The following is a 24,713-nucleotide window of genomic DNA, read 5'->3' on the forward strand; positions in this document are numbered from 1 at the left end:
CAGGACATTAATAAGTCTCAACATCTTTGGTTGGCATTATTTCTGGTATCCTTATCTTTAGTACCAAATCAGCGAACATATGAAGACTCTCTACAACCTTATTTGGTTTTCTTTCCTCATCCTCATGATCAGTGCCTGCTCCAGTGGCAAAAAAGCCCTTCAAAAGGGTGACTATGACAAAGCCGTGGCACAGGCGATACACCGCCTCCGTGGAAACGATGATCACAAGAAAGCAGCCTCTACCTTAGCCAAAGCCTATAAATATGCGGTGGAGTCTCACCTCAGTAATGTGGAGCGGGCAAAGCTTTCGATGGATCAGCTCAAATGGGAACCCGTAGTGAGCAACTACCAGAGCATCAATTATCTGTATGATGAAATCCTACGATGCCCGGGCTGTAGAGAGGTGGTACCCAATCCTGTAAAATATGATGCTGAGTTAGCTACTGCCAAAAGAAACGCCGCAGAGGCACGTTATCAACTAGGAGTGGCCGCACTGGGCCAAAAACAAAACCGTCAAAAGGCCATTGAGGCCCACCAGCACTTCTCCAGTGTGCAGTATTTTGTGCCCAGGTATAAAGATGTGGAGGATAAACTACAGGAAGCTCTGTACCATGCCACACTCAAAGTGGTGGTAGAACCCATTCCTACCCCGGCTCGGATGTTCACCATTCGCCATGAGTTTTTTGTAAACAAAATCAATGAATATCTGCATAATAATGTCATCAGCGAGTATGTCAGGTTTTACACCCCCGATGAGGCCCAGGCACAGCAATTGGAGTTTGTGGACCATATCATTCGCATGGAGTTTGATCAGTTTACCCTCGGAAATGTATTCAGCAATAAAGTAACCCGTGAGGTGAGCAGAGACAGCGTACTCCTGAGCGAAGAGGGCAGGGCGCCCGTCTACGGCACTGTGAAAGCCACTGTAACGGTACATGAGAAGGCCATCACCGGAACAGGCCTTCTGGACTTCAAAGTGCTGGACAATGACCTCAACAAGGTGATCTCTCAAGAGAAATTTCCAAGTGAATACACATGGGCGGTACGCTGGGCCAGTTTCAATGGGGATGAGCGGGCACTCACAGATGAGGACAAGGCCTTAGTCAATAAGATAGAGCTGCCTATTCCCAACCCACAGTGGATATTTGAAGAGTTCACTGCCCCTATCTACGATCAGGTAATCAACAAGATGAGGGTGTATTACCGCAATTTCTGACCAATTACCGATCGTGTAATCCTAATGCCACTCAGGGATTTTTCAAGCTCTATTTGTTCTAAACCGGGTCTTTTGTTCTGATTCTGGCATTTGGTTTGCCAGACCAATGCGGCCTTCACCTGAAGGTCAAAAACTCAAATTAATAGAACAAATGAAAAAATGGTTTAACCTGGGAGCACTTCTGCTGATGGTCAGTGGATCGCTCGTGTTTACGTCCTGCAAGGACGATGATGATGACAATGAACCTGAATCTCCGCTGGTAGGAGTGTGGGCTTATGAGTCTGTGGACATTTCAATTACCGTTAACGAACTGGACTTTATCGATTATATCATCGAAGCCTTCGACCTTACTCAAGCCGAAGCTGAAGAATTCGAAGAAGAGTTCATAGAAGAAATGAACGAGTTTGAAGGTATGAAATGGACTTTTACCAAAGATTCCAAGTTTACCGTGACCTCACCAGAGGGTAACGAAAGTGGCACCTGGAGCCTTAGCGCTGACAACAAAAAGTTGTCATTGACTAGCGGTACAGAAACAGATGTGATCACTGTGAAGTCTCTAACATCCGGCAAAATGGAGCTATTCTATGCTGAGGAATACGAAGAGGACATGGATGAGGATGGTGAGGATGACGTATTTGCCATCTCTATGAACCTTAAACTGAAGAAATAATATCCTTCTTCATCACATGCGAAAAAATCCTGCCCGATGTATCGGAGCAGGATTTTTTTTATTTAAATCATATGAGGTGATCAAAAATGGGCGATTGATCTTCAAAAATGGACATTTGAATTCTATCCCTCGGTGGGCGGTGCCCCCCTTCTTACCAATTATCTCTCAGAGTGATCGTGCGATTGAAAACCAGTTGCTCTGCCGTACTGTCCTCATCCACCCTGAAATATCCTACACGCTCAAACTGCACCAGGTCATCCACTTTAGCGTCCTTCAAAGAGCCTTCCAATACCACCTTATCATTGATCTCCAGTGAATTGGGATTGAGGTGGTTTTTAAAATCATCCTCGATATCGTTCAGGTTCTCTGTGTGAAAGAGTCGGTCATAGAGCCTGATCTCTGCGTGCACCGCGTGCTTCACAGATACCCACCCCAATGTACCTTTTACCTTCTTCCCACTGGTGTCCTGTCCACTTCGGGTCTCAGGGTCGTATTCAGCATAGATGGTAGTGATCTCACCATCGGCATCTTTGTCAAAGCCGGTACACTTGATGATGTAGCCATACTTCAGCCTCACCTCACGATCCGGGCCTAACCGATACCATTTCTTGGGACTTGGCGGATCTTCCATGAAGTCTGCCCGATCTATGTATAATTCTCTGGTAAATAGCATCTCACGTGTTCCGGCCGCTTCATCTTCGGGGTTATTTACAGCGGTCATCACTTCTTCCTTCTCCTCCGGCCAGTTGGTAATTACCAGTTTTACCGGGTCCAGAATGCCAAAAACCCTGTTGCATCGTTTGTTGAGATCCTCACGCACGGCATGCTCCAGTAATGCCACATCCGTAATGCCATCTCTGCGAGCCACACCCACTTTTTTGATGAAGGTCTTCACAGCCTCAGGAGTAAATCCTCTTCTTCTGATGCCTGATATCGTGGGCATACGTGGGTCGTCCCAGCCTGCCACATATTTTCCTTCTACCAGTTCCAGCAATTTTCTTTTGCTCACTACGGTATAGCTCAGGTTCAGCCTGGCGAATTCAGTTTGTTTGGAGGGAAAAATCTCCAATTCCTTAATCAGCCACTCATACAGTGGCCTGTGCACCTCAAACTCCAGCGTGCAAAGTGAGTGTGTCACCTGCTCAATACTATCAGACTGGCCATGGGCAAAGTCGTAAGTCGGGTAGATGCACCAGTCATTGCCGGTGCGATGATGCTCCGTATGCCTGATCCTGTATAAAATAGGATCGCGCATGTGCATATTGGGAGAAGACATGTCTATTTTGGCACGAAGGACTTTCTCTCCATTCTGATACTTGCCATCCTTCATCTCTTCTAATAAGCGCAGGTTTTCTTCCGCACTTCTTTCACGAAAAGGACTGTGCTTTCCGGGAACTGTTGGCGTTCCTTTGATTTCGTTGAAGGCATCCTGGCTCAGATCATCTACATAGGCACTCCCCTTTTTGATCAGGGCCTGAGCAAAGCCGTAGAGGGTGCCAAAGTAGTCAGAAGCATAATGCTCCCCATCCCACTCAAAACCCAGCCATTTGATGTCTTTTTTGATAGAATCCACGTACTCCACATCTTCCTTTTCAGGATTGGTATCATCAAAACGCAGATTGCATTTTCCATTGAATTTTTCTGCCAGACCAAAGTTTAGACAAATGGATTTGGCATGACCAATGTGCAAATAACCGTTGGGCTCCGGAGGGAAACGCGTTTGAATCCCCTGGTGCTTGCCGCTATTCAGATCATTCTCGATCAGTTGCTCAATGAAATTCAGTGATTCTCGCTTTACAGTTTCCATATAATTGAAAAATTTGACGCAAATTAAATAGAAACGACAAAGAAAAGAGCGTGTTTTGGAAGAGTAACCAAAAAGTCTCCGTCATCGGGTATTAACCCAGCGTTTCTGACCCGAATGAAAAGGGTAGAAGCTGTCTTGTATCAGCCAAAAGGATAAAATGAGCCGTTCGATCTGCCATGATCACCCTCATGCCTTCCTCCTGCTGACCTGCATACTCCAGCATCACCTGACGACAGTTGCCACAAGAAAAGGCATCAGCCATCTCTCCCTGTGCGTTTCTGGCCACCACTGTGATCGCTTGTATCGGTTGCTTCGACCGGGACTTGGCAGCAAAAAGGGCTACTCGCTCGGCACAAAGCCCGGAAGGATAGGCAGCATTCTCCTGGTTGTTACCGGTCACTACGCTACCATCGGCCAGCAATACCGCACTACCCACCTGAAAGCGGGAGTAGGGTGCATGTGCCCCATCCAGGGCCTGCATGGCGGCATCTATCAGTTGCTGATCAGCGGGGGTAAGCTCATCATAGGTAAGTCTCTGGTACTCGAATGTAAAAGATTGATTCATCGGCTTTTCATTTTTGGGAAAGTAATAACGCCCGCGCAGGCCGAGGGGTTTGTTGTTTGGCTAAAAAATACGGTAGCTCTTGATCTGTTCTATAAAGCCAATAGCAGATTGTGGGTATACAATAATCCCAAAAACCGCCCCATATATGGCTCCATACAGGTGCGCCTCGTGATTGATATTATCACTCATATTCCGTCCCTGATAGTAAGAATAGACTACATATATAATCCCCAGAATGAATCCCGGGAGACAAAAAATGCCATAAAGGCAGATATCATTCAAGGGGAAATAAAGGATGCTGGCAAAAACCATTGCCGAGACTGCTCCGGAAGCACCCAGACTATTATAATGAATGTCATTTTTTCTTTTGAAAGCTACGGGCAGGTCCGAAACCACTATGGCGGACAAGTAAAACAGCACAAAAACAAGGGTACTGCTGCCTCCAAGCACCTGGCCAAAAACCTGCTCTACTACCCTTCCAAAAAAATAAAAAGTAAACATATTGAACCCAAGGTGGATATAACTCCCATGAATAAACCCGGAAGCGATCAACCTCCAGTATTCCTTTCTATGGAATACCAGATAAGGATTCATGAGCGACTTTTGGAAGACTTCTGCTTTGTTGAAAGCCGCCAGACTAACCAGCACTGTCACTATAATAATAAGGGTGGTAAGTGAAATCATCTATTTTTCTCGTTTCATCAACTGGCCAGCAAAACTTCGCAAAAGCGATTTTCCCTCGGCATCAGCGGCTAAACTATCCAATAATGTGAAAGATTCATCGAAATACTGATTCATAAGCTGAGTAGTCAATGCCTTTATTCCCAACTCATCATAGATTTTGGTCACAGCGGCAACCTTCTCTGCCGGATCGAAATTCCTCATAGACAGCCAGTTGCTCAGTCGGGCTTTCTGATCGCCCACCGCCAACTCCTGAGCTTTGATCAGGAGAAACGTTTTTTTATTGGAAATAATATCTCCACCCACCTGCTTGCCAAACTTGGCCTGATCTGCGTACACATCCAGCAGATCATCCATCAGCTGAAACCCTATGCCCATCTTCACGCCCACATCATACAGCTGCTTGCGCTCTCCCACCGGCATTCCCGCCATGAGCGCTCCATACTCCAGACTAAAACCTAGTAAAACGGCTGTTTTTAACCGGATCATGCCAATGTACTCCTCCACACTCACCCGATCCTCAGACTCAAAGTTCATATCGATCTGCTGGCCCTCACACACCTCCACGGCACATTGGTTAAACAAGCGCAATGCCTCCGGCAAAATGCTTGGATCCAACTCCAGCAGGAGATCGTAAGCTTTAACCAGCATGGTATCACCACTGAGTATCGCCACGGTATTGTTCCATTTTTCATGAACTGTAGGCTTACCCCTGCGTAAGGGAGCCTCATCCATAATGTCGTCATGCATCAGGGTGAAGTTGTGAAAAACCTCCACCGCCAATGCCGGTCTGACAATTCGCTCACAGTCCCCTTTCCCCAGCTGGTAGCCCAGCAAAGTCAAAAGCGGACGCATGCGCTTGCCTCCCAGAGACATAATGTAGCTAATGGGCTCGTAGAGATTCTTTGGCTCACTGCCAAAATCCAGACCGGAGATTTTCTTATCTAGAAGTTCCTGAAGTTCAGGGATTGATTTCATGAGGTGATAATTCTGTAGCAAATAAAAACAAAACTCCCTGAAACAAATGATTGTTGAAAGGGCCAGGGATTGATCAGGCTGGCCGCTCTTCGGGATCTTATAAAACCAGAGGTCAGTCTTCCTGAACCAGGTCCAAATCGATGGTGCGGCGATCAATATCCGTCTTCACCACTTTCACCATGAGCTTATCACCCAGTGTGATGATCCGCTTGTTTCGTTTGCCAATGATCCGATAATTCTTCTCGTCAAACTCGTAGAAATCATCATCCAGGTCGGCCAATCTGACCATGCCCTCACACTTGGTTTCTACTATTTCCACAAAGATGCCCCACTCGGTCACTCCGGAAACGATGCCTTCAAAATCCTCACCCAGCATGGTTTGCATAAACTCTACCTGCTTGTATTTGATGGAGGCGCGCTCCGCATCTGCGGCATTCTTTTCCCGCTCCGAGGAGTGAACACATTTTTTCTCTTCGGGCTCTACCTCCACGGATTTCCCACCTTGCAGGTAATGCCACAGGAGCCTATGAACCATCACATCGGGATACCGGCGGATAGGGGAAGTGAAGTGTGTATAGTGATCAAAGGCCAGGCCAAAATGCCCTTTAGGCTCTGTGGTATACTTGGCTTTGGCCATCGAGCGTATCGCCAGTTGCTCCAGCACATTCTGCTCGGGCTTACCGGTGATTTCATCCATGAGCTTATTGAGGCTTTGGGAGATGTCTCCAGCCACATTCATTTTATGCCCAAACTTGGCCGCAAACTTGGAAAAGTTTTCAAGTTTTTCCGGATCCGGGTTGTCATGAGTTCTGTACACAAAGGTGTGCTTCCCGTTTTCCCCTTTGCCCCACTTATAGATATAGGTGGCCACTTCTCTGTTGGCCAGGAGCATAAACTCCTCGATCATCTTGTGGGCATCTTTTCGAATCTTCGGCACTACAGCCAGCGGCTTTCCTTTTTCATCCAGCTGGAATTTTACTTCCGTGGTTTCAAAGTTGACCGCACCATTCTTGAATCGCTTGTCCCTTAGTTTGTGAGCGATGCTGTTGAGCAGTTGTAGCTCAGTAGCATAGTCTCCTTCTCCCGTTTCTATGCCAATTTGGGCATCTTCATAGGTAAACCTTCTGTTGGAGTGGATGATCGTACGACCAAACCACTTCTTCTTCACCTTGCCCTCTGTATCCATCACGAAGGAGGCTGAAAACGTCAGCTTATCTTCATTGGGTCGGAGGGAGCAGAGTCCGTTAGAAAGTTTTTCCGGCAACATGGGGATGGTTCTATCCACCAAATACACTGACGTAGCCCGCTGTACGGCCTCTTTTTCCAATACAGATTTGGGTGTCACATAATGTGACACGTCCGCAATGTGTATACCAATCTCATAGTCACCATTGTCCAGTTTTTCTATGGACAAGGCATCATCAAAATCCTTGGCATCCTCAGGATCTACGGTAAATGTGGTGATGTTCCTGAAGTCTCTCCGGTCTTTCAGGTCATCGGCAGAAATCTCCGTTGGAATTTTAGCGGCAGCTGCTTCAATGTTTTCTGGGAATTGGAACGGCAAACCAAACTCCGCCATGATGGAGTGAATTTCAGCTTCATTTTCACCCGCAGCACCCAGTACGGCCGTCACCTCGCCCATAGGGCTCCGGTTTTTGGCATCGTGCCAGCGGGTGATTTTCACCATCACTTTATCATTGTGTTTGGCCTTCATGATTTTCTCAGGATACACAAACACGTCAAAATGGATGTTTCTGCTATCCGGCACCACAAAGGCAAACTTGGGCGATAGCTCAATGCGGCCAACAAATTCTTCTTTGGCCCGTGAAACGAGCTCTACTACCTTACCTTCAGGCCTGAAGCCATCGTTTCCAGGCTTGGTAATCTGCACTTTCACGATATCCTTATCGATGGCAAACTTGAGGTCATCCGTTTTGACCCAAATATCATCCTCAGATTGATCACTAATGATGTAGGCAAAGCGGGCATTCACGTGATCCACGCGCCCCTCTATGGTTTCAGGCTCATACGCACTGATAAAGCGGCCGTCGGGTGCCTTGGCCAATTGGCCTTTGGATTCCATCCCGAATAGGATGTCTTTGAGTGATTCTTTAGACTTTTTATCACGCAGACCCAGCTCCTTAATGAGCTGTCTGTAGCTGAATCGCTCTCCTATGTGATGAGCAAATACACCTCTTACCTGGTCTTTTATGCGCTTTACATTAGATGATTTCTGCTGGGGTTTTTCTGTTTTTTTCTTTCTTTTCTTACTCATATAGAGCTTATGTAACTATTGTAATTTTTTTGGGATCCACTATGGGAAGTGCATGCATTTTTAAGAATAATTGTGCGGTAGCGATCACATCTCCCTGGCAGTATTTTTCTATTCGTTCCAGGCCTTTTTCTTCAGTGTAATATACTTCATTCACCATGGATCCGTCTATGTCTGTTTTACTTGAGGGGATGTCAAAAATGGTGGTGAGCAGATCCAGAGAGGTGAAATTCTTCCGATCACCAAACTTCCACATTTCCAGGGTGTCCAAAAAATTGACCTCCCATGGCTTCTTACCGGCATTGTCCAGTACGTAGGGCAGCTTGATCCCGTTGATCAGCATGCGGCGGCTAAGATACGGAAAATCAAACTCCTTTCCATTATGTGCACACAGACGTAAGTACTCTGGGTCAAATTTTGTTTCCAAAAAGTTTTTTACTTCCGAAAGAAGCTCCCGCTCATCATGACCTGATATGGACTTAATCCTGATGGTAAGATCGCCCTCCTGATCTTCATGAAAGATGCCAAAGGCTACGGTGATCACCTTGCCAAACTCGGCGTAGATCCCAGCCCGTTTTTCATAAAGCTCCTCAGCGGTATAGTCCTCCTCATTTCTAAGAAAGCTAGCTTTTCTCTCCCAAAGCTTCTGGAGATCGGTGTTAAGTTTTTGATAATCTTTTGAGTTGGCTACTGTTTCGATATCGAGTATCAACAGATTCTTCAGGCGCTGATCCATAGAACGACAAATTGGTGAACTTAAATTACAAAATCCGGAGCTATGAATCCAAATGATCGGAGTTTACTGATGAAGTACACCTTCCATCTGAAGCTCATCTATATAACTGAGGTTTTCTTTGATGATAGTTTCGGGTACAAAGATGTATTTCTTATCATAGAGCTGGCCATCGATAAAAAAGCTCACCCAATACTCATTGTTGAGGTGAAACACCTGCTCATCTATGGGCTCTATCAGGGCGTATTCTCCGGGTTCTATTTTGGGAATCATGTGGCGCAATACAGAGGTTTTCTGCTCCTCACCTCCCTTGACGCCATAGCCTTTGCTGGTCACCATCACGGTATCCAGGTTTTTATCGCTCCTGTTGAGCAGGTACACACGCCACTGCTCTGCGTCCTTTTCCCTCACCACAGACACGAATACGCTTTCAATCTGCGGAAATTTGATGTCCTTTTTCATTCTTCCAGTTCCATTTCAAACAAATCAACCAAATGCCCTTTGAGCCTTTGCTCCACTTCGGCCATATCAGGCTTGTACCCGAGCTCCTTATCCAAAGAGGTTACCGCCTTATCATCAATACCACATGGCACGATGTAGCCAAAATAGTTCAAATCCGCATGCACGTTGAAGGCGAATCCATGCATCGTCACCCACCGGCTCGACTTCACCCCAAGGGCACAAATTTTTCGGGTATTTACTTCATCCTCATGATCTATCCACACCCCCGTGAGTCCGGGGATTCTTCCTCCTGTCACTCCATAATCCTTCAGGGTGAGAATAATGGCCTCCTCCAGATACCGCAAATACTTATGAATGTCGGTAAAAAAATTATCTAAATCCAGGATAGGGTACCCGACAATCTGCCCGGGCCCGTGATAGGTAATGTCTCCACCACGGTTGATCTTATAATAAGTGGCCTCTTTCTCATCCAGGCCATCTTCATCCAGCAATAAATGCTCCGGCTTGCCACTTTTCCCAAGCGTAAATACATGCGGGTGCTGACAAAAAATGAGGTAATTGTCCACCACCTTCTGCTCCGATTCCGGAAGCTTGCGATTTGCTATTTTCTGATCTACCGAACGTTTGAAAACCGCCTCCTGATAGTCCCAGGCCTCCTGATAATCCATGAGCCCCAGGTGAATAAACTTGGTTTTTTTGTTTTGAACAGCCAATTATTTGCGGATATATGACTCCAACATGGTAACGCCCACGGAAGTTTCAAACTTATATTTTTCCAGGGTAGCAGGCACCAGTATCACCTCACCCATCTTTAGCTCTTCCTCTCCCTTAGCATGAACCAACGTTGCTTTTCCATCCAGACAAACATAGATTTTGAAGCAATCCAGACCAGAATGATCCACCTCAAAATCACTTGTCAGGTTCAACTTATTGGTGGTGAAATATTCACAGGATACTATGTCTACCCGGGTGTCCACCTGATCCTTATATGGTGTCTTGTATTGGTCGTATTTTTTGTAGTCAATGGCATCCAGAGACTCCTCTATATGCAATTCACGCAAATTGCCTTCGGCATCCTTACGATCAAAATCGTAAATGCGATAGGTCACATCTGAAGTCTGCTGAATCTCCGCCAGCAAGAGGCCTTTGCCAATGGTATGCACACGGCCCGCAGGCAAAAAAAACACGTCCCCGGCTTTGGCTTCTTCACGGTTCAGGATTTCATTGAGTCTGCCCTCGTCAAAAGCTTTTTGATAGGATTCGCGATCCAGTTCCTGGCCAAAACCACTGATCAGCGTAGCTCCGGGATCAGCCTGCATGATGTACCACATCTCCGTTTTGCCTTTGGAGGCATGACGTTTCTGCGCTAACTCATTATCAGGGTGTACCTGTATAGATAAATCGTCGTTGGCATCTATAAACTTGATGAGCAAGGGGAATTCTTCGCCATACTCCTTCAAAATGCGGCTGCCTAGCAAAGACGGCCCGGACGCAGCGATGACCTCCGTAAGAAGCCGGCCGGACAGTTCCCCGTTGGCCACCTCTGAGATGTTTCCCTGTACACCTGAAAGCTCCCAGGTCTCCCCACAGTTGGGCAGTGGAGAGAAATCTTTACCCAGTACGGTTTTGATCTTTTGTCCTCCCCAGATCTTATCTTTAAATATGGTCTTGAATTTCAGCGGATATAATTCCAATGTGATAGCTTTTGATGGATACTAAAAATAAGGGCAAATATGGGGAAGATTTGGCGGTTTCTTACCTCCGTAAGAAGGGTTTTGAAATCGTGGAAAGGAACTATCGCTTCCGTAAAGGTGAAATAGATCTCATCACACTCCTGAACAATGAGGTGCTGGTTTTTATTGAGGTAAAGCTCAGAAAAGGAGATGCTTATGGAGACCCCGAAACTTTTGTGAGCCGCAAACAGGAGCGACTCATCATACAGGCAGCGGAGGACTACATTTTCGCCATCAACTGGCAGAAAGACATCCGTTTTGACATCATTTCTATCACCGGGAGTCAGCTGGAGCACATTGAGGATGCTTTTTATTGAGTGATCAAATCCCAAAAGAACTTTTCCTTCCTTATCTTCGTATTATAACCCATATTATAAGATTATGGAAAAATCCAAAGTAACCACCGTAGGTTCATCAATTGGTATAGTACTCCCAAAATCTATCCAGGCGAAGCTTCATGTGAAAAAGGGAGATATGGTTTCCTTTATTGAAACTGCGCATGGAGTAGAAATTACGGCCTACGATCCTGAATTTGAGGATCAAATGAGTGCCGCACGGAAAGTAATGGACGACTTCAGAAACTCGTTAAATGAACTCGCCAAGTGAATTTAGGTGGATCAGTGAGCCTGTCGTTCACGCCATTCACAACGAGCAAATAGCCAGACATGGGGGACTTCCTGGAATCCGGGATATTGGTTTGTTAGAATCTGCACTGGCACGCCCAAAGAATTTGTTTCTATATGAAGGTACATCTCTTGCACAATGTGCTGCCAGCTATATGTATGGCATTGTTCGTAATCATCCATTTCTGGATGGAAACAAGAGAACAGGCTTCGTGGTAGGCGTCACCTTCCTGATTTTAAACCAACACTATGTGGAAGTATCTGAAGCCGAAGTAGTCGTGGAAATTTTGAACCTGGCTAATGGAAACACCTCAGAGGAAGCCATTGAATTATGGTTGAGGAGAATCATAACGCCTCTCAAAAACTAACCTCACCTACTTACTTTTACCTTTTTCTTCAAGTACTTCACCACGGCATCATATTCGGTATTCTCCCGGTTGGAAAGTTTGAGTATCTTCTTTTTGGTATACAGGATTTTCACTTCTCTGAATTCTCCGTTTTTGGTTTTGATCACTTCCTCACGCCAGCCGAGAATATCCGGCACTTTGATGTCCACTTTCATTCGGGTAATTGGATAAAAAACCACAATCCGATTGTCTCCAATCTTCACAATCTTAATGGCCGCCAGCAGCTTTCCCAGCACTAGCAAACCAATCACCAACGTAAGGGGTGCCAGAATGAGCTTGAAAATAAAGTAGGACTCCCCGGACAACAGACTACTCAACAGCATAAAAAACGACCCGAAAATAAGGATCAGAAAAATACTTAAAGCTGTCAGCGTTTTGGTAATAGGTTTCGAAACGATCATTGGAAGGCGGCTATTCTCTGTTCCAAATTTGATTTCACCTGTGGCCACTCGTCTTTCAAAATACTATAGTAAACGGTATCTCTCCTTCGTCCATTGGCCACAATTCTGTTGCTCCGAAGCACGCCATCTTCTTTGGCTCCCAATTTCTCTATTGCCCTGCGTGAACGTACATTGAGCACATCTGTCTTATATTCCACCCGGTAAAAGCCCAGGGTTTCGAATGCATGAGTCATCATTAGGAGCTTACAGTTAGGATTTACCTCTGTACCATGAAACTCAGTCCCATACCAGGTGCCACCTATTTCGATCACCTTATTGGGTTCATCAATGCTGAGATAGCAAGACAGTCCTGCATATTTTGCACTTGGTTTATGATAGACCACATGTGGTAGCCACTTGCCCTCCTTCATTAGGGTAATCCTGCTCTCCATCCAGCTCTTAAAAACAGACTCTTCGGAGAGATCATATGGAAAATAGCTCCAAAGCGAGGAGTCTAACACCAGGTGGGCTAATTTCTTCCAGTCGCCACTTACCAGTGGGCTCAGTCGGATTACATCATTTTCAATAGTTGAAAGCGGCAGCATGGTTAAACAAGTTTAGTGGTAGGTATAACTTCCAGTCGGGGTTTGGATAAAAACTTCTTTCTGATCCGCCGCCTCGACTCTGCCCACTATCTGAGCTTCCACATTGAAGGACTTAGAGATGGCGATCACCTCCCCGGCATATTCCTCAGGTAGGTACACCTCATATCTATGACCCATGTTGAAAACCTGATACATTTCTTTCCAGTCAGTACCGCTTTCCTCCTGAATCAGTCTGAACAATGGTGGAATTTCAAGCAGATTGTCTTTGATGATCTTCAACCCCTTCACAAAATGGAGCACCTTCGTCTGAGCACCACCGCTGCAGTGCACCATGCCATGAACTTTACCTGGTAGTTCAGTCAATATTTTCTTCACAATCGGAGCATAGGTTCTGGTGGGGCTGAGAACCAATTTCCCGGCATTTAGTGGGCTACCGCTGACTGCATCTGTGAGCCTCTTGCTCCCGGAGAAAACAAGCTCCTGATCCACAGCCGGGTCATAAGCTTCACGATACTTTTCCCTGTATTCTTTGTCAAATACATCATGTCTTGCGGAGGTGAGTCCATTGCTTCCCATTCCGCCGTTGTACTCAGATTCATAGCTGGCCTGGCCGTATGATGAAAGCCCTACGATCATATCTCCGGGTCGAATGCCGTCATTGCTGATGACCTCAATGCGTTTCATTCTGGCGGTGACCGTGCTGTCTACAATGATGGTACGCACCAAATCTCCTACATCAGCAGTTTCCCCACCTGTGGAGATGATATCTATGCCCTGATCCCGGAGCATTTGTAATACCTCCTCGGTACCATTGATGATCGCGGAGATCACCTCCCCGGGTATAAGGTTTTTATTGCGACCTATTGTAGAAGATAGCAGTATATTTTCGGTGCAGCCGACACACAGCAGATCATCGGTATTCATGATGACAGCATCCTGAGCGATACCCTTCCATACCGAAAGATCTCCGGTTTCTTTCCAGTACATATAGGCCAGCGAGGACTTGGTGCCAGCGCCATCAGCGTGCATGATGGCACAGTAGTCTTCGTCTTTAGTGAGGAGGTCTGGTACTATTTTGCAAAAAGCCTGCGGGAAAAGCCCCTTGTCTACATTTTTGATGGCCGCATGCACATCATCTTTAGTAGCAGAAACTCCCCTTTTAGCGTATCGGTCAGACATGAAATTTTTTTTTGGCAAAGAAAAACAAATCATCTGAACTTAGTGGTAATTGAAAGCACCGATACCATCAACGAACAAAAAAGCACAAACCACATGCCCATGGTAAGGCCATATTCCTCTGCCAGGATACCTATCAAAGGAGGTCCGACCAGGAACCCGGCGTATCCCAGGGTGGTCACTGCAGCGATACCTGTTCCCGCTGTATATCCCGGTTGATTAGCACCAGAAATGAAAAGTACTGGCACAATGCATGAATACCCGAGACCAGTAATTGAAAACCCTATGATTACGAGCATCTGAGCCTCAAAAAACATCGCCATAAAAAGGCCTATCACTGATAAAAGAGAACCATAGAGCACCACATGTTTCTTTCCCAGTCTGGGAATTATCGAATCTCCAGTTAACCGACCAATGGCCATCAGCATGGAAAATCCTGCATATGCCATGCCCACGAGGTAGGCATCTGCCACTACCACATCACGCATGTACACGGCACTCCAGTCAGCAATGGCGCCTTCACTTAGCAGAATACAAAACGCCATGAAAGCTAATAATAAAAGTGGCCCCCTGGGCCAGGCGAACACTTTATCACCTACATTTCTGGATTCTTTAATGCGAAACAGACTGCCGGACAACAGCAGGATCATGATAAAAATGGCGGCTGCCACAAATGCGAGATGGATCACAGTGCTTATCTCTAACCCTGCCAAAACGCTACCCAAAGCTGCCCCTGCCATTCCACCCAGACTCCACATTCCATGGCAGGTAGACATGATGGCTCGTTTGTGTTTCCGTTCGATGGCAGCAGCCGTCGCATTCATGGAAATATCCATGATGGCATTGGTGAAACCAAAAAAGAAGAGCGCAACCACTAGCCCCCAAAACGAATCAGACAGCGCCAGCAGTGGCAACGCCAGCACGTGCGCCAACCCGCTCACTACCAAGGTTCTTCCCAGGTCAAATCTGGCAATCACCCATCCGGATAATGGCATAATGCACATCGCCCCGATAGGGGCTCCCAACAAAGCAAGACCAAGTTCACCCTCGGAAAGCCCGATAGCATCCTTAATATCAGGAATCCGGGTAATCCAATTGCCAAATAGCAGGCTGTTGCATGTAAAAATTAATCCCAGATGAAGACTGTCTCTGGAACTGAAAAAAAATCTGAGATGGCTCGACACAGAGCGAAATTAGCGCTTAAACCTTAAATATCAGTCTCCTTCAGAATCATCAAAGAACCGGTCATACTCATCCTGATTCTCATCAGGTGGCAGGTTGTCTTCGTTTTTCTTAGGATTGTACCTCAGCACTTTGAACTCAGTCCTACGGTTTTGCTGATGCTGCTCTTCTGTGACCGCATTTGGGATGAGTAATTTGCTCTCACCGTATCCCTTCGCCACGATCCGATCAGCAGTTATGCCCTGACGAATGATGTATTCCACGGCAGACTTTGCACGTCTCTGAGACAAGTCCATGTTGTAATCGTCTTCGGCTCTTGTATCAGTATGCGAGCCCAGTTCAATAAAGATATCGGGGTTATCATTCATAATCTGAACCAGACTATCCAGTACCAAAGCAGCATCCGGACGAATATTGGCCTTATCCAGGTCATAGTAGATGTTGTTGAGCACAATGGACTTTTCCAAGACAATTCGATCCATCATGATCTCCGTCTCAAATGTCACATTGGTAATGAATTCCGTCAGAGAAGCCTTATCTACCGACTTTCCAATGGTGGAAAACTCTTTCCGCGTGGTGAAGTAATCCGCTTTTTCGCCCAGAAGATTGTAGCGCTCCTCGGCATATAACCTGAATTTGAATTTCCCATCCTCCCCGGTAAAAGCCTCGCTGAGCAGCTCCCCATTTTCCGCTTGAAGTGCCACTTTGGTATTTGGGAGTATGATTTTATGCTGACCATCATCATTGGTATAGGTAGTACCTACAAGAAAATAATTAACCACCCTGAGGTCGGGGTCCTCGTTGATAAATGTGTAGATGTCGTCATCACCTTTTCCCCCGGGTCTGTTAGAGGAGAAGAACCCCCTGGTGAGGTCAAACTGATGAAGCCCAAAATCATCCGCGGCAGAGTTCATGGGTTCGCCCAGGTTTTCTATGGTGATCTTTCCTCGGATTCTGGTAGCCACGAATAAGTCCAGGTTGCCAAACCCGGGGTGTCCATCTGAAGAAAAATAGAGTCGTCCATCCTCCGATACAAAGGGAAACACTTCATCCCCTGCCGTATTAACAGTTGATCCGAGGTTTTGTACATCCACCCACCTGCCACGCCTGTTCAGCTGCGCAGAGTAGATATCCGCCCCGCCAAACCCTCCCGGACGGGTACTTGAAAAATACAGTGTGGTGCCATCAGGGGTGAGGGCCGGGGTAGAGTCCCATGCCTCCGGGTCGTTGACACTAATGGGCCTGGGTTCAGACCAGTTTGAGTTTCTGTACCTGGTGAAAAATAAGTTGACCTCCGTATTTCCGGTGGCCTTTCCGCTATTTCCTTTAGCAAATATGATGGAAGTTCCGTCGGATGAAATCGCAATGGACCCCTCGTTGGTATCTGAGTGATTGATCACCGGATCCAGCGCTTTCAGCGTCCGTATGTTAATGTTGGCTCCTTTCGACTGTACTCGATAGATGTCTGTAAAAGGAGTGCCCGTCGCCCCATATATCTTGCCACCTTCCCTGTTGGAGGTAAAGTATAAAAACCCATTGTGGTACACTGGTGAGTACTCAGCAAACTTCGTATTGAGCTCATCCAGGTTTTTGATTCTGAAATAATTGGTCTCGGCCTGGAGTACATCTATTTTTGTAAGGTTGTCCAGTTCCACCTGAGCCATGGCCTTAAAATTGGCGTCACCACCTGCTTTGGTCACAAAATCACTCAGGATTTTCTCAGCCTCCTCGTATTGTTTATTGGCTTTGAGCGATCTGGCCAGGTAGTAGGGCAATCCGGGCTCTCTGGAACCTGCCCTTCGGGCAGTAGAATAATAAGGTGCCGCTTCCTGAAGCCGGTTGGACTTTCGGTATGATTCGCCAAGCATGAAATTTTGATGAGCATCCTGAGGGTCGAGACCCTTTTTGTAAAGCGCTATTGCCCGATCGTAATACCCTTTTTCAAAACTCTTTTGAGCCACCCGCTGAGTACAGGCCTGTGCCATCATAAGGAGGATCAATGCATAGAAAACTTGCTTCATATGTACACCACTTGGATCATTCGTTAAACTAACGAAAAAATTGCGCAAAATAATCTTTCCTCTCTACAACAAAGTATTTCGCCAAAGCCCTAAGAAAAATATCGGCTCAGCCAGGACGCCTGTGCTGGTACGGCCCATTGGGTCCTCCACTCACTGGCATTTTGAACAGTATTATTGAAAACAGTGGTTTCTTTTCTGATTTCACCTGCCTCCACAGCCGCTTTCAGCTGATTAAAAGGCTTGATTTTTACCACCCCTTGTTCCAAAAAAGCCACCTTGGTTCTGTCCAGCAGACTCAAGCCGGTCTGCTGCTCTATCTGCCGGATTACCTGTACTGATGCATCTATGCTGCAGCCACTGGCCTGGTTATAAGATTCATCTACCGCCAACACGATAAATTGGTTGTGCTGTATCCCAAATGTGGCCATCAACTTATTACCATGGGCAGCCCACTGACCTGTAAAAGCCTCAAAGCTTCTGTCAATCAAAGCCCGCTCTTCTTCGCTAAAAGGCCGGTCGGCCTGGTATACCCAGATCCTGGCATGATCCGGCATCTCGTCTATTGCTATCATAATTGCTCAAACTTAGCCATTTAAACCCTCTGCTTCTGCAATGAGTTCCGCCAAATCCTGAACTTTCACATCCGATTCCCGCTCTTTGTTTTTCACTCCATCAGACATCATGGTCATGCAAAACGGACAGGCCACAGCAATCGTAGTGGCCCCGGTCTGCAGCGCCTCTTCTGTTCGTTCGATATTTATCTCCTTTTTGCCTGGCTCGGCATCCTTAAACATTTGTGCTCCTCCAGCTCCACAGCAGAGTCCTTTGGTTTTGCATCGCTTCATCTCCACCAGCTCCGCATCTAAGGCCTCCAGTACTTTTCTGGGCGCTTCATAGACCTTATTGGCCCTGCCCAGAAAACAAGAATCATGGTAGGTAATTTTACGGCCCTTGAACTCTCCGCCGCCTTGCAGAGTCACTTTCCCACTATTGATCAGCTCCTGCAAATATTCAGAGTGATGAATGACGTCATAATTTCCGCCAAGGTCGGGGTACTCATTTTTAAGGGTATTGAAGCAATGAGGACAGGCGGTTACTATTTTTTTCACCTCATACCCATCCAGCACCTGGATGTTGGCCATGGCCTGCATTTGAAATAAAAATTCATTTCCGGCACGACGGGCAGGGTCACCTGTACAAGTCTCCTCGGGGCCCAATACAGCAAATTTTACACCCACTTTATTGAGAATCTTTACAAAAGCCCTGGTGACACTTTTGTAGCGGTCGTCAAACGAGCCGGCGCAGCCCACCCAAAAAAGCACTTCCGGAGATTCTCCCTTTGCGACCATATCGGCCATTGTTGGTATGTTGATTTCTTCAGTCATTGGTCAATGTCAGTTATTCTTTCTCGTCGTTTATTTTTCTTTCAGGTCTTCAGCCCACTTAAACCGGTCCGTCGGGGGAAATTTCCATGGGGCAAAATTGGTCTCCACATTCTGAAACATCATATTCCAGGACTGTGGCGCTCCAGACTCCTCCATAGCGACATACCTCCGCAATTGCAGTATGATGTCCAGTGGGTTAATGGTAATAGGACAAGCCTCAACGCAGGCATTGCAGTTGGTACAGGCATTGATTTCTTCCTTCGTAATGTAATCTCCCAAAAGGGATTTACCGTCGGCAAGGCCTTCACTGCCCTTTTGCAAAGACAAGCCCACATCTTCCAGGCGATCACGGGTATCCATCATGATTTTTCGTGGCGAGAGCTTCTTACCAGTAAGATTGGCCGGGCACTCTGAGGTACATCTGCCACATTCTGTGCAAGCGTAGGCGTCCATCAGGTTCTTCCAGCTCAGGTCGTTCACATCTCTTGCCCCAAATTTCATTCCCTCCGGTGGTGGGCTGGCTTCTTCGCCTGTACTCATCCCCAGCATGATTTTCACCTCATTGGTGATCTCATTCATGTTATTCATCTTGCCCTTTGGCGTAAGCCTGCTATAGTAGGTATTGGGGAAAGCCATGAAAATGTGCAGATGCTTGGAATAGGTCACGTACACAGCGAAAGCCAATATGCCTATTATGTGGAACCACCAGGCCGCACGCTCCACCATCATCAGGCTACCATCAGACAGCCCTCCGAAAATTGGGGTCATCATGCCACTCATCACAAAAGCACCTGTAGTGGTGTAATGATCCACGCCCCTTGCCTGCAACACCTGATCCGCTGCATTCATGGATAAGATGGCTACCATGAGGACGATCTCTATCACCAAAATCAGGTTGCCATCGAGTGTGGGCCACCCCTTCATCTCTATTTTGTGAAACCGGTCCACCTTCAGAATATTTCTCCTGATCAGGAAAACCACGCAGGCAATAATCACCAGGACGGCAAGCACCTCAAAAAACGAGATCAAAAAAGTATAAAAATCGCCTACCAGGGGAGCAAATAACCGATGTGTCCCTAGTAGCCCATCCAAAATGATCTCCAGTACTTCAATATTGATCAGGATGAATCCCACATAAATGAGCAGGTGAAAGAAAGCAGGAAGCAGCCGCTTAAACATTTTCTTCTGGCCAAAGGCCACAAGGAGCAGGGTTTTCAAACGCGCTCCTTTTTGATCGTTTATTGTTTCCGGTCTGCCCAGAAGGATGTTTTTCCTGATTCGCGCTATCCGCCGAAACAATAAAAATCCGAAGAATAAAAGGACAGCCACAAAGGCCAGTTGTGGGATCATTTGCATGGGGTTAAATTCTGTTGCTATTTAAATAAAAATATTTTTGCTCGTTTTAAAAGATTCTCTAGCTTTGCACCTCTTTAAAGCGGTGCTGTAGCTCAGCTGGTAGAGCATCGGACTGAAAATCCGTGAGTCGGTGGTTCGAGCCCACTCAGCACCACTTAAAAACCCTGGCCTTCAAGTCAGGGTTTTTTTGTTTCCTCGAAGATAATAAAAGGTTCTTAATTTAGTATGCATGCATACTAAATTCTTTAAGACTAACCATACCTGCGCACTCTTTCACCTCTTTCGGATCAAAATTCTCTTTTCTGATACCTCAAAGGAGGTATTTCGCTAAATCATCCAGGCAATGACATAACAGAAGACTTAGATTTTTCTATCTTCATACTGAGAATTACCAACCTGACTCTATTTTGAAAAGATTATCCCTTGGCTTGATATTTTTTCTGCTCGCCTCCGTGTGTTTTGCTCAGGATTGGGCAGCATCCTATCAGCAGTCTATAGACTTTTACAACAACTACCAGTCTGCGGAAGCCAGGCAGGCAGGTGAGAAAGCCCTTGAGCAAATAAAATCCTCCGAAACCAAGGCTTCGAAAAACCAAACTGTAATTCTGCGTCAGCTTTCCATTGTTTGCTATGATCTGGGTGAAGATGCTGCGGCACTTTCTTATGCCAAAGAAGAAGTGGAGCTGCTGATCGCTCTTGGGGAAAACAGAGACATGAACTACGCCAATGCCCTGCAAAATCTGGCTGTGATCCGCATGGCGCGCAGTGAGTACGGGGCTGCAGATCCTTTGCTTTCGGAAGCCCTGGATCTCACTCTGGAATATAACAGTGAAGACAGCTATGAGGTAGCCGCTGCAAAAGGCAATCTGGCCATTGCTAAGTTTCAGCTCAAGGAGGATGACGCTGCAGGCGCACTTTTTGAAAGCGCACAGCGTGTCATGAATGAGTATGAAGAGGTGGGTCCGGAATATTACAATATCATTTACAACTATGGCTCCCTCCTTTCAGAAAATGGGGAATATGAAAAGGCCCTGGTTTTCTTTGAAGAACTGGCAGACTATTACAATGAAGGCACCCCGAACTTTGAATATGGCAGCATGTTGATTAAAGTGGGAGATGCCTTGGACCAGCTCGGAAGATTCTCAGAGGCTGCAGAAAAATATGAGTTGGCCATTGACAATTTCGAAAACCTGGGCGAACAAGACAGTGAAGAATACACCATCGCGCTCAATAATCTCACCATTGACCTTCAGAAAACCGGACAGTTTGGAAGGGCTACAGAGCTCATTGAACAACTGGTGATGCAAAAAGAAGCCGATCAGGAAGCTAACCCGGCCTCCTACGCCAGCACCCTGACCAACTACAGCAACTTGCTCATCAGGAATGGTGAACTGGCCAAAGCAAAGGAAAAGCTCGAATTGGTCATGGACCTCTACGCGGCCAGGCTACCGAGTGATCTCACCCATGTGAATGCCCTGGAGAGCCTGAGTGGCCTTTTGCTCACAGACGGAGACATCCCCGGAGCTACACAAAAAATTGATCTGGCTCTGGAAATAGCCAGCGAGGGAGGCATGAAAAGTCGTCTTTATGCACTTCATAACCAGAAAGCGAAAATCTTAAACGCAGAAGCTAAATATAACGAAGCACGCCAAATCGCCGAAGAGGCGCTCAAAGAAAGCGCCGCACTTTTCGGATCGGGCGCTTTGCAAACTGCCTTTGTGAAAAACACACTTGCAGGTGTGTATACCCAACTAGGTGAGTACCAGCAGGCAGGCAAGCTCTATCTGGAAGTCCTCCCCATCTTCAGACAAACCTATGGCGAAAGTCACCCTGAATATGCTACCGTGGCTGCCAACTACTCGTCGCTGCTCCAGCTTGAGGGAAGCTATTACACAGCTGAGTACTACCTGAAAATTGCTGAAGAGATCAAGCGTCAGGCCTACGGAAAGGAAAATAGAGATTACCTCACGACCTATGAAAACCTGGGGCTACTTTACCTCAATACTGCCAGGTACACTGAGGCCGGGCAGGTTCTGGGTGAAATAAAATCCATCAAAGAAAAAATGCTCCCTCCAAGAGATCCTTCTCTGGCCTACACTCTGGCCAATCTGGGTTCGGTAAAAAAACAACTTGCCGAATATGCAGAAGCTGAAAAGTACCTAAAGGAATCCAAAAACATTTATGAGGCCAGTTACGGTGTCCAGCATATCTTCTATGCTTCAGTCATTAACCACCTTGCCCTGCTTTACCAGAAAATGGGTAATCTGGATGCTGCCAGGCCTCTGTTTGAGCAATCACTGGAAATATACCAGACTCAGATAGGAAAGATGAATCCTGAGTATGCCACTGCTCTGGAGAACCTGGCCACCCTCTATCAAATGGAGGAAGACTATGAAAAGGCCAAAGCACTCCTGGAAGAAGTCCTTATAATAGATGAAGCTATTTTAGGAACCAATCACCCATTGTACTCCAAGACGCTGCATAACCTGGCCTCTATTTACAAGGAAAACGAGGAATATGACCAGGCCAAAGCACTCTATCAAAAAGCACTGGACATAGATGAGCAGGTTTTCGGAACCAATCATCCGTCCTATGCCAGTACCCTCTATAACCTGGCCACCCTGGAGCAGGAACTGGAACATTATGATCAGGCGCTGACCTATTATCAGCAGGTGGTGGACATCCGGCTGGGCATCCTCGGCCCTAACCATCCGGACTATGCCTACGCACTGTACGGACTGGCCTCTATCAGACACAAAACCGGCGATTTTGAAGGAGCCAGACCACTCTACCTGAAGGTCACTAACCAGTACCTTGATTTTATCAATCAATACTTCCCCGCGCTGAGCGAAAGTGAAAAGAGTGCCTTTTATGGGAAAATAAAACCCGTATTTGATAGCTACCTGGACTATGCCGTGGAGTTCTGTCTGCTGGACAAAGGCATTCAAAGTGACAGAGACACCCTTATTGGGAGCATGTATAACCTTCAGCTCTCCACCAAAGCGCTTCTCCTAAACGCCACCAATAAGGTACGCAACACCATACTGTCCAGTGGAGATACCGACCTCATCGCCCTCTTCAATGACTGGGTAGGTCTGAAAGAGAATATCGTGAAGGCCTACAGCATGAGTAAGGAAGAGCTTGAACAGAGCAACATCAACATTGCAGGACTGGAGGCGGAATCCAATGAAAAGGAAAAGCAACTTTCCCTCAAATCCTCCTCGTTCGCAGGGGCTTTTGAAACGGAAACCCCCACATGGAACCGCATTCAGGAGCAACTAGCATCAGACGAGGCGGCCATAGAGATGATCCGAATCAAGAAGAAGATGAAGCAAGACTCTGTGCTATACATTGGGCTCATTCTTCGAAGTGCCGAGGGGACCATCCCGGAGCTGGTGGTGAGTGCCAATGGCCTACAGATGGAAGACAAAGGATTCAAAACTTACAAGAATTCGATTATTTACAAAATAAAAGATGAGCGCTCTTATGCCACATTCTGGAAGCCCTTTGATGAAAAAATAGACACCTCTGTCAAGAGAGTTTTCCTTTCGGCCGACGGGGTGATCAATAAGGTAAACATTGCCACCCTCTACAATCCTGAAAAGAAAGAGTACCTCATAGACCGCTACAAGGTGCGCCTGCTCAGTAATACCCGTGAACTACTGGAAATGACCATTCCTGAAGGAATGAAAAATGATGCCGTCATGTTCGGCTTCCCTAAATATTACATCTCCAGTCAGGCAAAAAACAATAGTGGAGGCCTGCTAAGTCCTAAGGATATGGAGCGTAGCTTTGGGTCCACTATCTCGGAGCTTCCAGGCACCTTGAAGGAAATAGAGGAGATTGGCAGCATTGTTGAAAACAGCAGTTGGACTTTTGAATCCTTCCTGGCGGAAACTGCCACCGAGGATCAAATCAAAAAAATATCCAGCCCCACGATTTTACACATCGCTACTCACGGTTTCTTTCTGGAAGACATCAAGGTGGATGACGAGTCTGGTGGACTTACCAGCAGAAGCGCCAAATTCAATCCACTACTGAGATCGGGGCTCCTCCTGGCGGGCGCTCAGAATACGGTGAAGAATGAAGACCTGCCAGGTGAAGAGGATGGAATACTGACTGCCTATGAAGTTATGAACCTGAACCTGGACAACACCCAGCTAGTGGTGATGTCGGCCTGCGAAACAGGACTGGGTGAAGTTAAAAATGGAGAAGGAGTTTATGGACTTCAGAGGTCGTTCATCGTGGCAGGTGCAGATAACCTGGTGATGAGCCTCTGGAAAGTGAACGATCAGACCACTCAGCTTCTGATGAGCGCTTTCTATCGAAATTGGTTCGGAGGACAAAGTAAACTGGAAGCCTTCAATGCGGCTATAGCCGAAGTACGAAAAGAATTCAAAGAGCCTTACTACTGGGGGGCTTTTGTTATGTTAGGAAAATAAAAATGAAACAACTATGCTG

23 protein-coding genes and 1 tRNA gene are annotated in these 24,713 nt (G+C 46.6%); 7 read left to right on the forward strand and 17 right to left on the reverse strand.

Going from position 1 to position 24,713, the window contains the following annotated elements; genetic code table 11:
* The first annotated feature begins 79 nt into the window (after positions 1–79).
* Positions 80–1,216: a hypothetical protein gene (locus tag RIH33_RS20270; RefSeq protein ID WP_406651913.1), complete on the forward strand. Its 1,137-nt coding sequence runs from the start codon at positions 80–82 to the stop codon at positions 1,214–1,216.
* Between the two features lie 151 nt (positions 1,217–1,367).
* Positions 1,368–1,886 (forward strand): lipocalin family protein, encoded by a 519-nt coding sequence (locus tag RIH33_RS20275; protein ID WP_406651915.1) that lies wholly within the window; start codon positions 1,368–1,370, stop codon positions 1,884–1,886.
* Between the two features lie 151 nt (positions 1,887–2,037).
* Here the strand turns inward: RIH33_RS20275 and RIH33_RS20280 are convergent, their stop codons facing one another.
* The 9 genes from RIH33_RS20280 to RIH33_RS20320 all read right to left on the reverse strand — a co-directional run bounded on the left by RIH33_RS20280 (position 2,038) and on the right by RIH33_RS20320 (position 11,078).
* Positions 2,038–3,693, reverse strand: a complete 1,656-nt coding sequence (locus tag RIH33_RS20280) for a glutamine--tRNA ligase/YqeY domain fusion protein (RefSeq protein ID WP_406651917.1) — start codon at positions 3,691–3,693, stop codon at positions 2,038–2,040.
* Between the two features lie 91 nt (positions 3,694–3,784).
* Positions 3,785–4,258, reverse strand: a complete 474-nt coding sequence (locus tag RIH33_RS20285; RefSeq protein ID WP_406651918.1) for a cytidine deaminase — start codon at positions 4,256–4,258, stop codon at positions 3,785–3,787.
* A gap of 60 nt (positions 4,259–4,318) precedes the next feature.
* Complete coding sequence (locus RIH33_RS20290; RefSeq protein ID WP_406651920.1) at positions 4,319–4,942, reverse strand: rhomboid family intramembrane serine protease; 624 nt, start codon at positions 4,940–4,942, stop codon at positions 4,319–4,321.
* Complete coding sequence (locus RIH33_RS20295) at positions 4,943–5,917, reverse strand: polyprenyl synthetase family protein (RefSeq protein ID WP_406651921.1); 975 nt, start codon at positions 5,915–5,917, stop codon at positions 4,943–4,945.
* A 112-nt stretch (positions 5,918–6,029) separates the two neighbouring features.
* Positions 6,030–8,192 (reverse strand): ribonuclease R, encoded by a 2,163-nt coding sequence (rnr, locus tag RIH33_RS20300; protein ID WP_406651922.1) that lies wholly within the window; start codon positions 8,190–8,192, stop codon positions 6,030–6,032.
* Positions 8,193–8,199: 7 nt separating this feature from the next.
* The gene (locus RIH33_RS20305; protein ID WP_406651924.1) at positions 8,200–8,925 is read right to left on the reverse strand and encodes a 3'-5' exonuclease; all 726 of its coding nucleotides are present in this window, start codon (positions 8,923–8,925) and stop codon (positions 8,200–8,202) included.
* 63 nt (positions 8,926–8,988) lie between these two features.
* Positions 8,989–9,384 carry a hypothetical protein gene (locus RIH33_RS20310; protein ID WP_406651926.1) on the reverse strand — a complete coding sequence of 132 codons (396 nt, stop codon included), beginning with the start codon at positions 9,382–9,384 and terminating at the stop codon, positions 8,989–8,991.
* Entirely contained in the window at positions 9,381–10,097 is a 717-nt protein-coding gene (gene lipB / locus RIH33_RS20315) for a lipoyl(octanoyl) transferase LipB (protein WP_406651927.1), read from the reverse strand. The genes RIH33_RS20310 and lipB overlap by 4 nt, the downstream gene beginning before the upstream one ends.
* Positions 10,098–11,078, reverse strand: a complete 981-nt coding sequence (locus RIH33_RS20320; protein ID WP_406651928.1) for a type I phosphomannose isomerase catalytic subunit — start codon at positions 11,076–11,078, stop codon at positions 10,098–10,100. It lies immediately after the preceding gene.
* A 14-nt stretch (positions 11,079–11,092) separates the two neighbouring features.
* On the opposite strand from RIH33_RS20320, the gene RIH33_RS20325 reads away from it, so the two are divergent.
* The 3 genes from RIH33_RS20325 to RIH33_RS20335 all read left to right on the forward strand — a co-directional run bounded on the left by RIH33_RS20325 (position 11,093) and on the right by RIH33_RS20335 (position 12,108).
* Positions 11,093–11,434 (forward strand): YraN family protein, encoded by a 342-nt coding sequence (locus RIH33_RS20325; RefSeq protein WP_406651930.1) that lies wholly within the window; start codon positions 11,093–11,095, stop codon positions 11,432–11,434.
* A 64-nt stretch (positions 11,435–11,498) separates the two neighbouring features.
* Positions 11,499–11,723, forward strand: a complete 225-nt coding sequence (locus RIH33_RS20330; protein ID WP_406651932.1) for an AbrB/MazE/SpoVT family DNA-binding domain-containing protein — start codon at positions 11,499–11,501, stop codon at positions 11,721–11,723.
* Complete coding sequence (locus RIH33_RS20335) at positions 11,707–12,108, forward strand: type II toxin-antitoxin system death-on-curing family toxin (protein ID WP_406651933.1); 402 nt, start codon at positions 11,707–11,709, stop codon at positions 12,106–12,108. The genes RIH33_RS20330 and RIH33_RS20335 overlap by 17 nt, the downstream gene beginning before the upstream one ends.
* 2 nt (positions 12,109–12,110) lie before the next feature.
* Here RIH33_RS20335 and RIH33_RS20340 read toward each other — a convergent pair whose 3' ends face one another.
* The 8 genes from RIH33_RS20340 to RIH33_RS20375 all read right to left on the reverse strand — a co-directional run bounded on the left by RIH33_RS20340 (position 12,111) and on the right by RIH33_RS20375 (position 20,252).
* Positions 12,111–12,548, reverse strand: a complete 438-nt coding sequence (locus RIH33_RS20340; RefSeq protein WP_406651934.1) for a hypothetical protein — start codon at positions 12,546–12,548, stop codon at positions 12,111–12,113.
* Positions 12,545–13,132 (reverse strand): GNAT family N-acetyltransferase, encoded by a 588-nt coding sequence (locus tag RIH33_RS20345; protein ID WP_406651935.1) that lies wholly within the window; start codon positions 13,130–13,132, stop codon positions 12,545–12,547. The genes RIH33_RS20340 and RIH33_RS20345 overlap by 4 nt, the downstream gene beginning before the upstream one ends.
* A gap of 12 nt (positions 13,133–13,144) precedes the next feature.
* Entirely contained in the window at positions 13,145–14,311 is a 1,167-nt protein-coding gene (locus RIH33_RS20350) for an AIR synthase related protein (protein WP_406651937.1), read from the reverse strand.
* A 29-nt stretch (positions 14,312–14,340) separates the two neighbouring features.
* Positions 14,341–15,492: an MFS transporter gene (locus RIH33_RS20355; RefSeq protein ID WP_406651938.1), complete on the reverse strand. Its 1,152-nt coding sequence runs from the start codon at positions 15,490–15,492 to the stop codon at positions 14,341–14,343.
* Positions 15,493–15,522: 30 nt separating this feature from the next.
* A complete protein-coding gene (locus RIH33_RS20360; RefSeq protein WP_406651939.1) occupies positions 15,523–17,511 on the reverse strand; it encodes an OmpA family protein in 1,989 nt (662 codons plus the stop codon).
* Positions 17,512–17,600: 89 nt separating this feature from the next.
* Positions 17,601–18,083, reverse strand: a complete 483-nt coding sequence (locus RIH33_RS20365; RefSeq protein ID WP_406651940.1) for a hypothetical protein — start codon at positions 18,081–18,083, stop codon at positions 17,601–17,603.
* 12 nt (positions 18,084–18,095) lie between these two features.
* On the reverse strand, positions 18,096–18,896 hold the full coding sequence (locus RIH33_RS20370) for a (Fe-S)-binding protein (protein ID WP_406651941.1): 801 nt from the start codon (positions 18,894–18,896) through the stop codon (positions 18,096–18,098).
* Between the two features lie 30 nt (positions 18,897–18,926).
* Entirely contained in the window at positions 18,927–20,252 is a 1,326-nt protein-coding gene (locus RIH33_RS20375; protein ID WP_406651942.1) for a 4Fe-4S dicluster domain-containing protein, read from the reverse strand.
* Between the two features lie 81 nt (positions 20,253–20,333).
* Here RIH33_RS20375 and RIH33_RS20380 point away from each other — a divergent pair.
* Together RIH33_RS20380 and RIH33_RS20385 are read left to right on the forward strand one after the other, a co-directional pair.
* Positions 20,334–20,406: transfer RNA gene (locus RIH33_RS20380), tRNA-Phe, on the forward strand.
* 253 nt (positions 20,407–20,659) lie between these two features.
* A complete protein-coding gene (locus RIH33_RS20385) occupies positions 20,660–24,694 on the forward strand; it encodes a tetratricopeptide repeat protein (protein WP_406651943.1) in 4,035 nt (1,344 codons plus the stop codon).
* Positions 24,695–24,713 lie beyond the last annotated feature (19 nt).

The organism is Marinoscillum sp. (assembly GCF_040222955.1).
In the GTDB taxonomy this organism is placed as follows: domain Bacteria; phylum Bacteroidota; class Bacteroidia; order Cytophagales; family Cyclobacteriaceae; genus Marinoscillum.

What these genes read in the sequence shown, in the direction of transcription:
- RIH33_RS20270 (WP_406651913.1), top strand. Translation starts at nt 80, where the DNA reads ATGAAGACTCTCTACAACCTTATTTGGTTTTCTTTCCTCATCCTCATG.
- RIH33_RS20275 (WP_406651915.1), top strand. Translation starts at nt 1,368, where the DNA reads ATGAAAAAATGGTTTAACCTGGGAGCACTTCTGCTGATGGTCAGTGGA.
- RIH33_RS20280 (WP_406651917.1), bottom strand. Translation starts at nt 3,693, where the DNA reads ATGGAAACTGTAAAGCGAGAATCACTGAATTTCATTGAGCAACTGATC.
- RIH33_RS20285 (WP_406651918.1), bottom strand. Translation starts at nt 4,258, where the DNA reads ATGAATCAATCTTTTACATTCGAGTACCAGAGACTTACCTATGATGAG.
- RIH33_RS20290 (WP_406651920.1), bottom strand. Translation starts at nt 4,942, where the DNA reads ATGATTTCACTTACCACCCTTATTATTATAGTGACAGTGCTGGTTAGT.
- RIH33_RS20295 (WP_406651921.1), bottom strand. Translation starts at nt 5,917, where the DNA reads ATGAAATCAATCCCTGAACTTCAGGAACTTCTAGATAAGAAAATCTCC.
- rnr (WP_406651922.1), bottom strand. Translation starts at nt 8,192, where the DNA reads ATGAGTAAGAAAAGAAAGAAAAAAACAGAAAAACCCCAGCAGAAATCA.
- RIH33_RS20305 (WP_406651924.1), bottom strand. Translation starts at nt 8,925, where the DNA reads ATGGATCAGCGCCTGAAGAATCTGTTGATACTCGATATCGAAACAGTA.
- RIH33_RS20310 (WP_406651926.1), bottom strand. Translation starts at nt 9,384, where the DNA reads ATGAAAAAGGACATCAAATTTCCGCAGATTGAAAGCGTATTCGTGTCT.
- RIH33_RS20325 (WP_406651930.1), top strand. Translation starts at nt 11,093, where the DNA reads ATGGATACTAAAAATAAGGGCAAATATGGGGAAGATTTGGCGGTTTCT.
- RIH33_RS20330 (WP_406651932.1), top strand. Translation starts at nt 11,499, where the DNA reads ATGGAAAAATCCAAAGTAACCACCGTAGGTTCATCAATTGGTATAGTA.
- RIH33_RS20335 (WP_406651933.1), top strand. Translation starts at nt 11,707, where the DNA reads ATGAACTCGCCAAGTGAATTTAGGTGGATCAGTGAGCCTGTCGTTCAC.
- RIH33_RS20340 (WP_406651934.1), bottom strand. Translation starts at nt 12,548, where the DNA reads ATGATCGTTTCGAAACCTATTACCAAAACGCTGACAGCTTTAAGTATT.
- RIH33_RS20345 (WP_406651935.1), bottom strand. Translation starts at nt 13,132, where the DNA reads ATGCTGCCGCTTTCAACTATTGAAAATGATGTAATCCGACTGAGCCCA.
- RIH33_RS20350 (WP_406651937.1), bottom strand. Translation starts at nt 14,311, where the DNA reads ATGTCTGACCGATACGCTAAAAGGGGAGTTTCTGCTACTAAAGATGAT.
- RIH33_RS20360 (WP_406651939.1), bottom strand. Translation starts at nt 17,511, where the DNA reads ATGAAGCAAGTTTTCTATGCATTGATCCTCCTTATGATGGCACAGGCC.
- RIH33_RS20365 (WP_406651940.1), bottom strand. Translation starts at nt 18,083, where the DNA reads ATGATAGCAATAGACGAGATGCCGGATCATGCCAGGATCTGGGTATAC.
- RIH33_RS20370 (WP_406651941.1), bottom strand. Translation starts at nt 18,896, where the DNA reads ATGACTGAAGAAATCAACATACCAACAATGGCCGATATGGTCGCAAAG.
- RIH33_RS20375 (WP_406651942.1), bottom strand. Translation starts at nt 20,252, where the DNA reads ATGCAAATGATCCCACAACTGGCCTTTGTGGCTGTCCTTTTATTCTTC.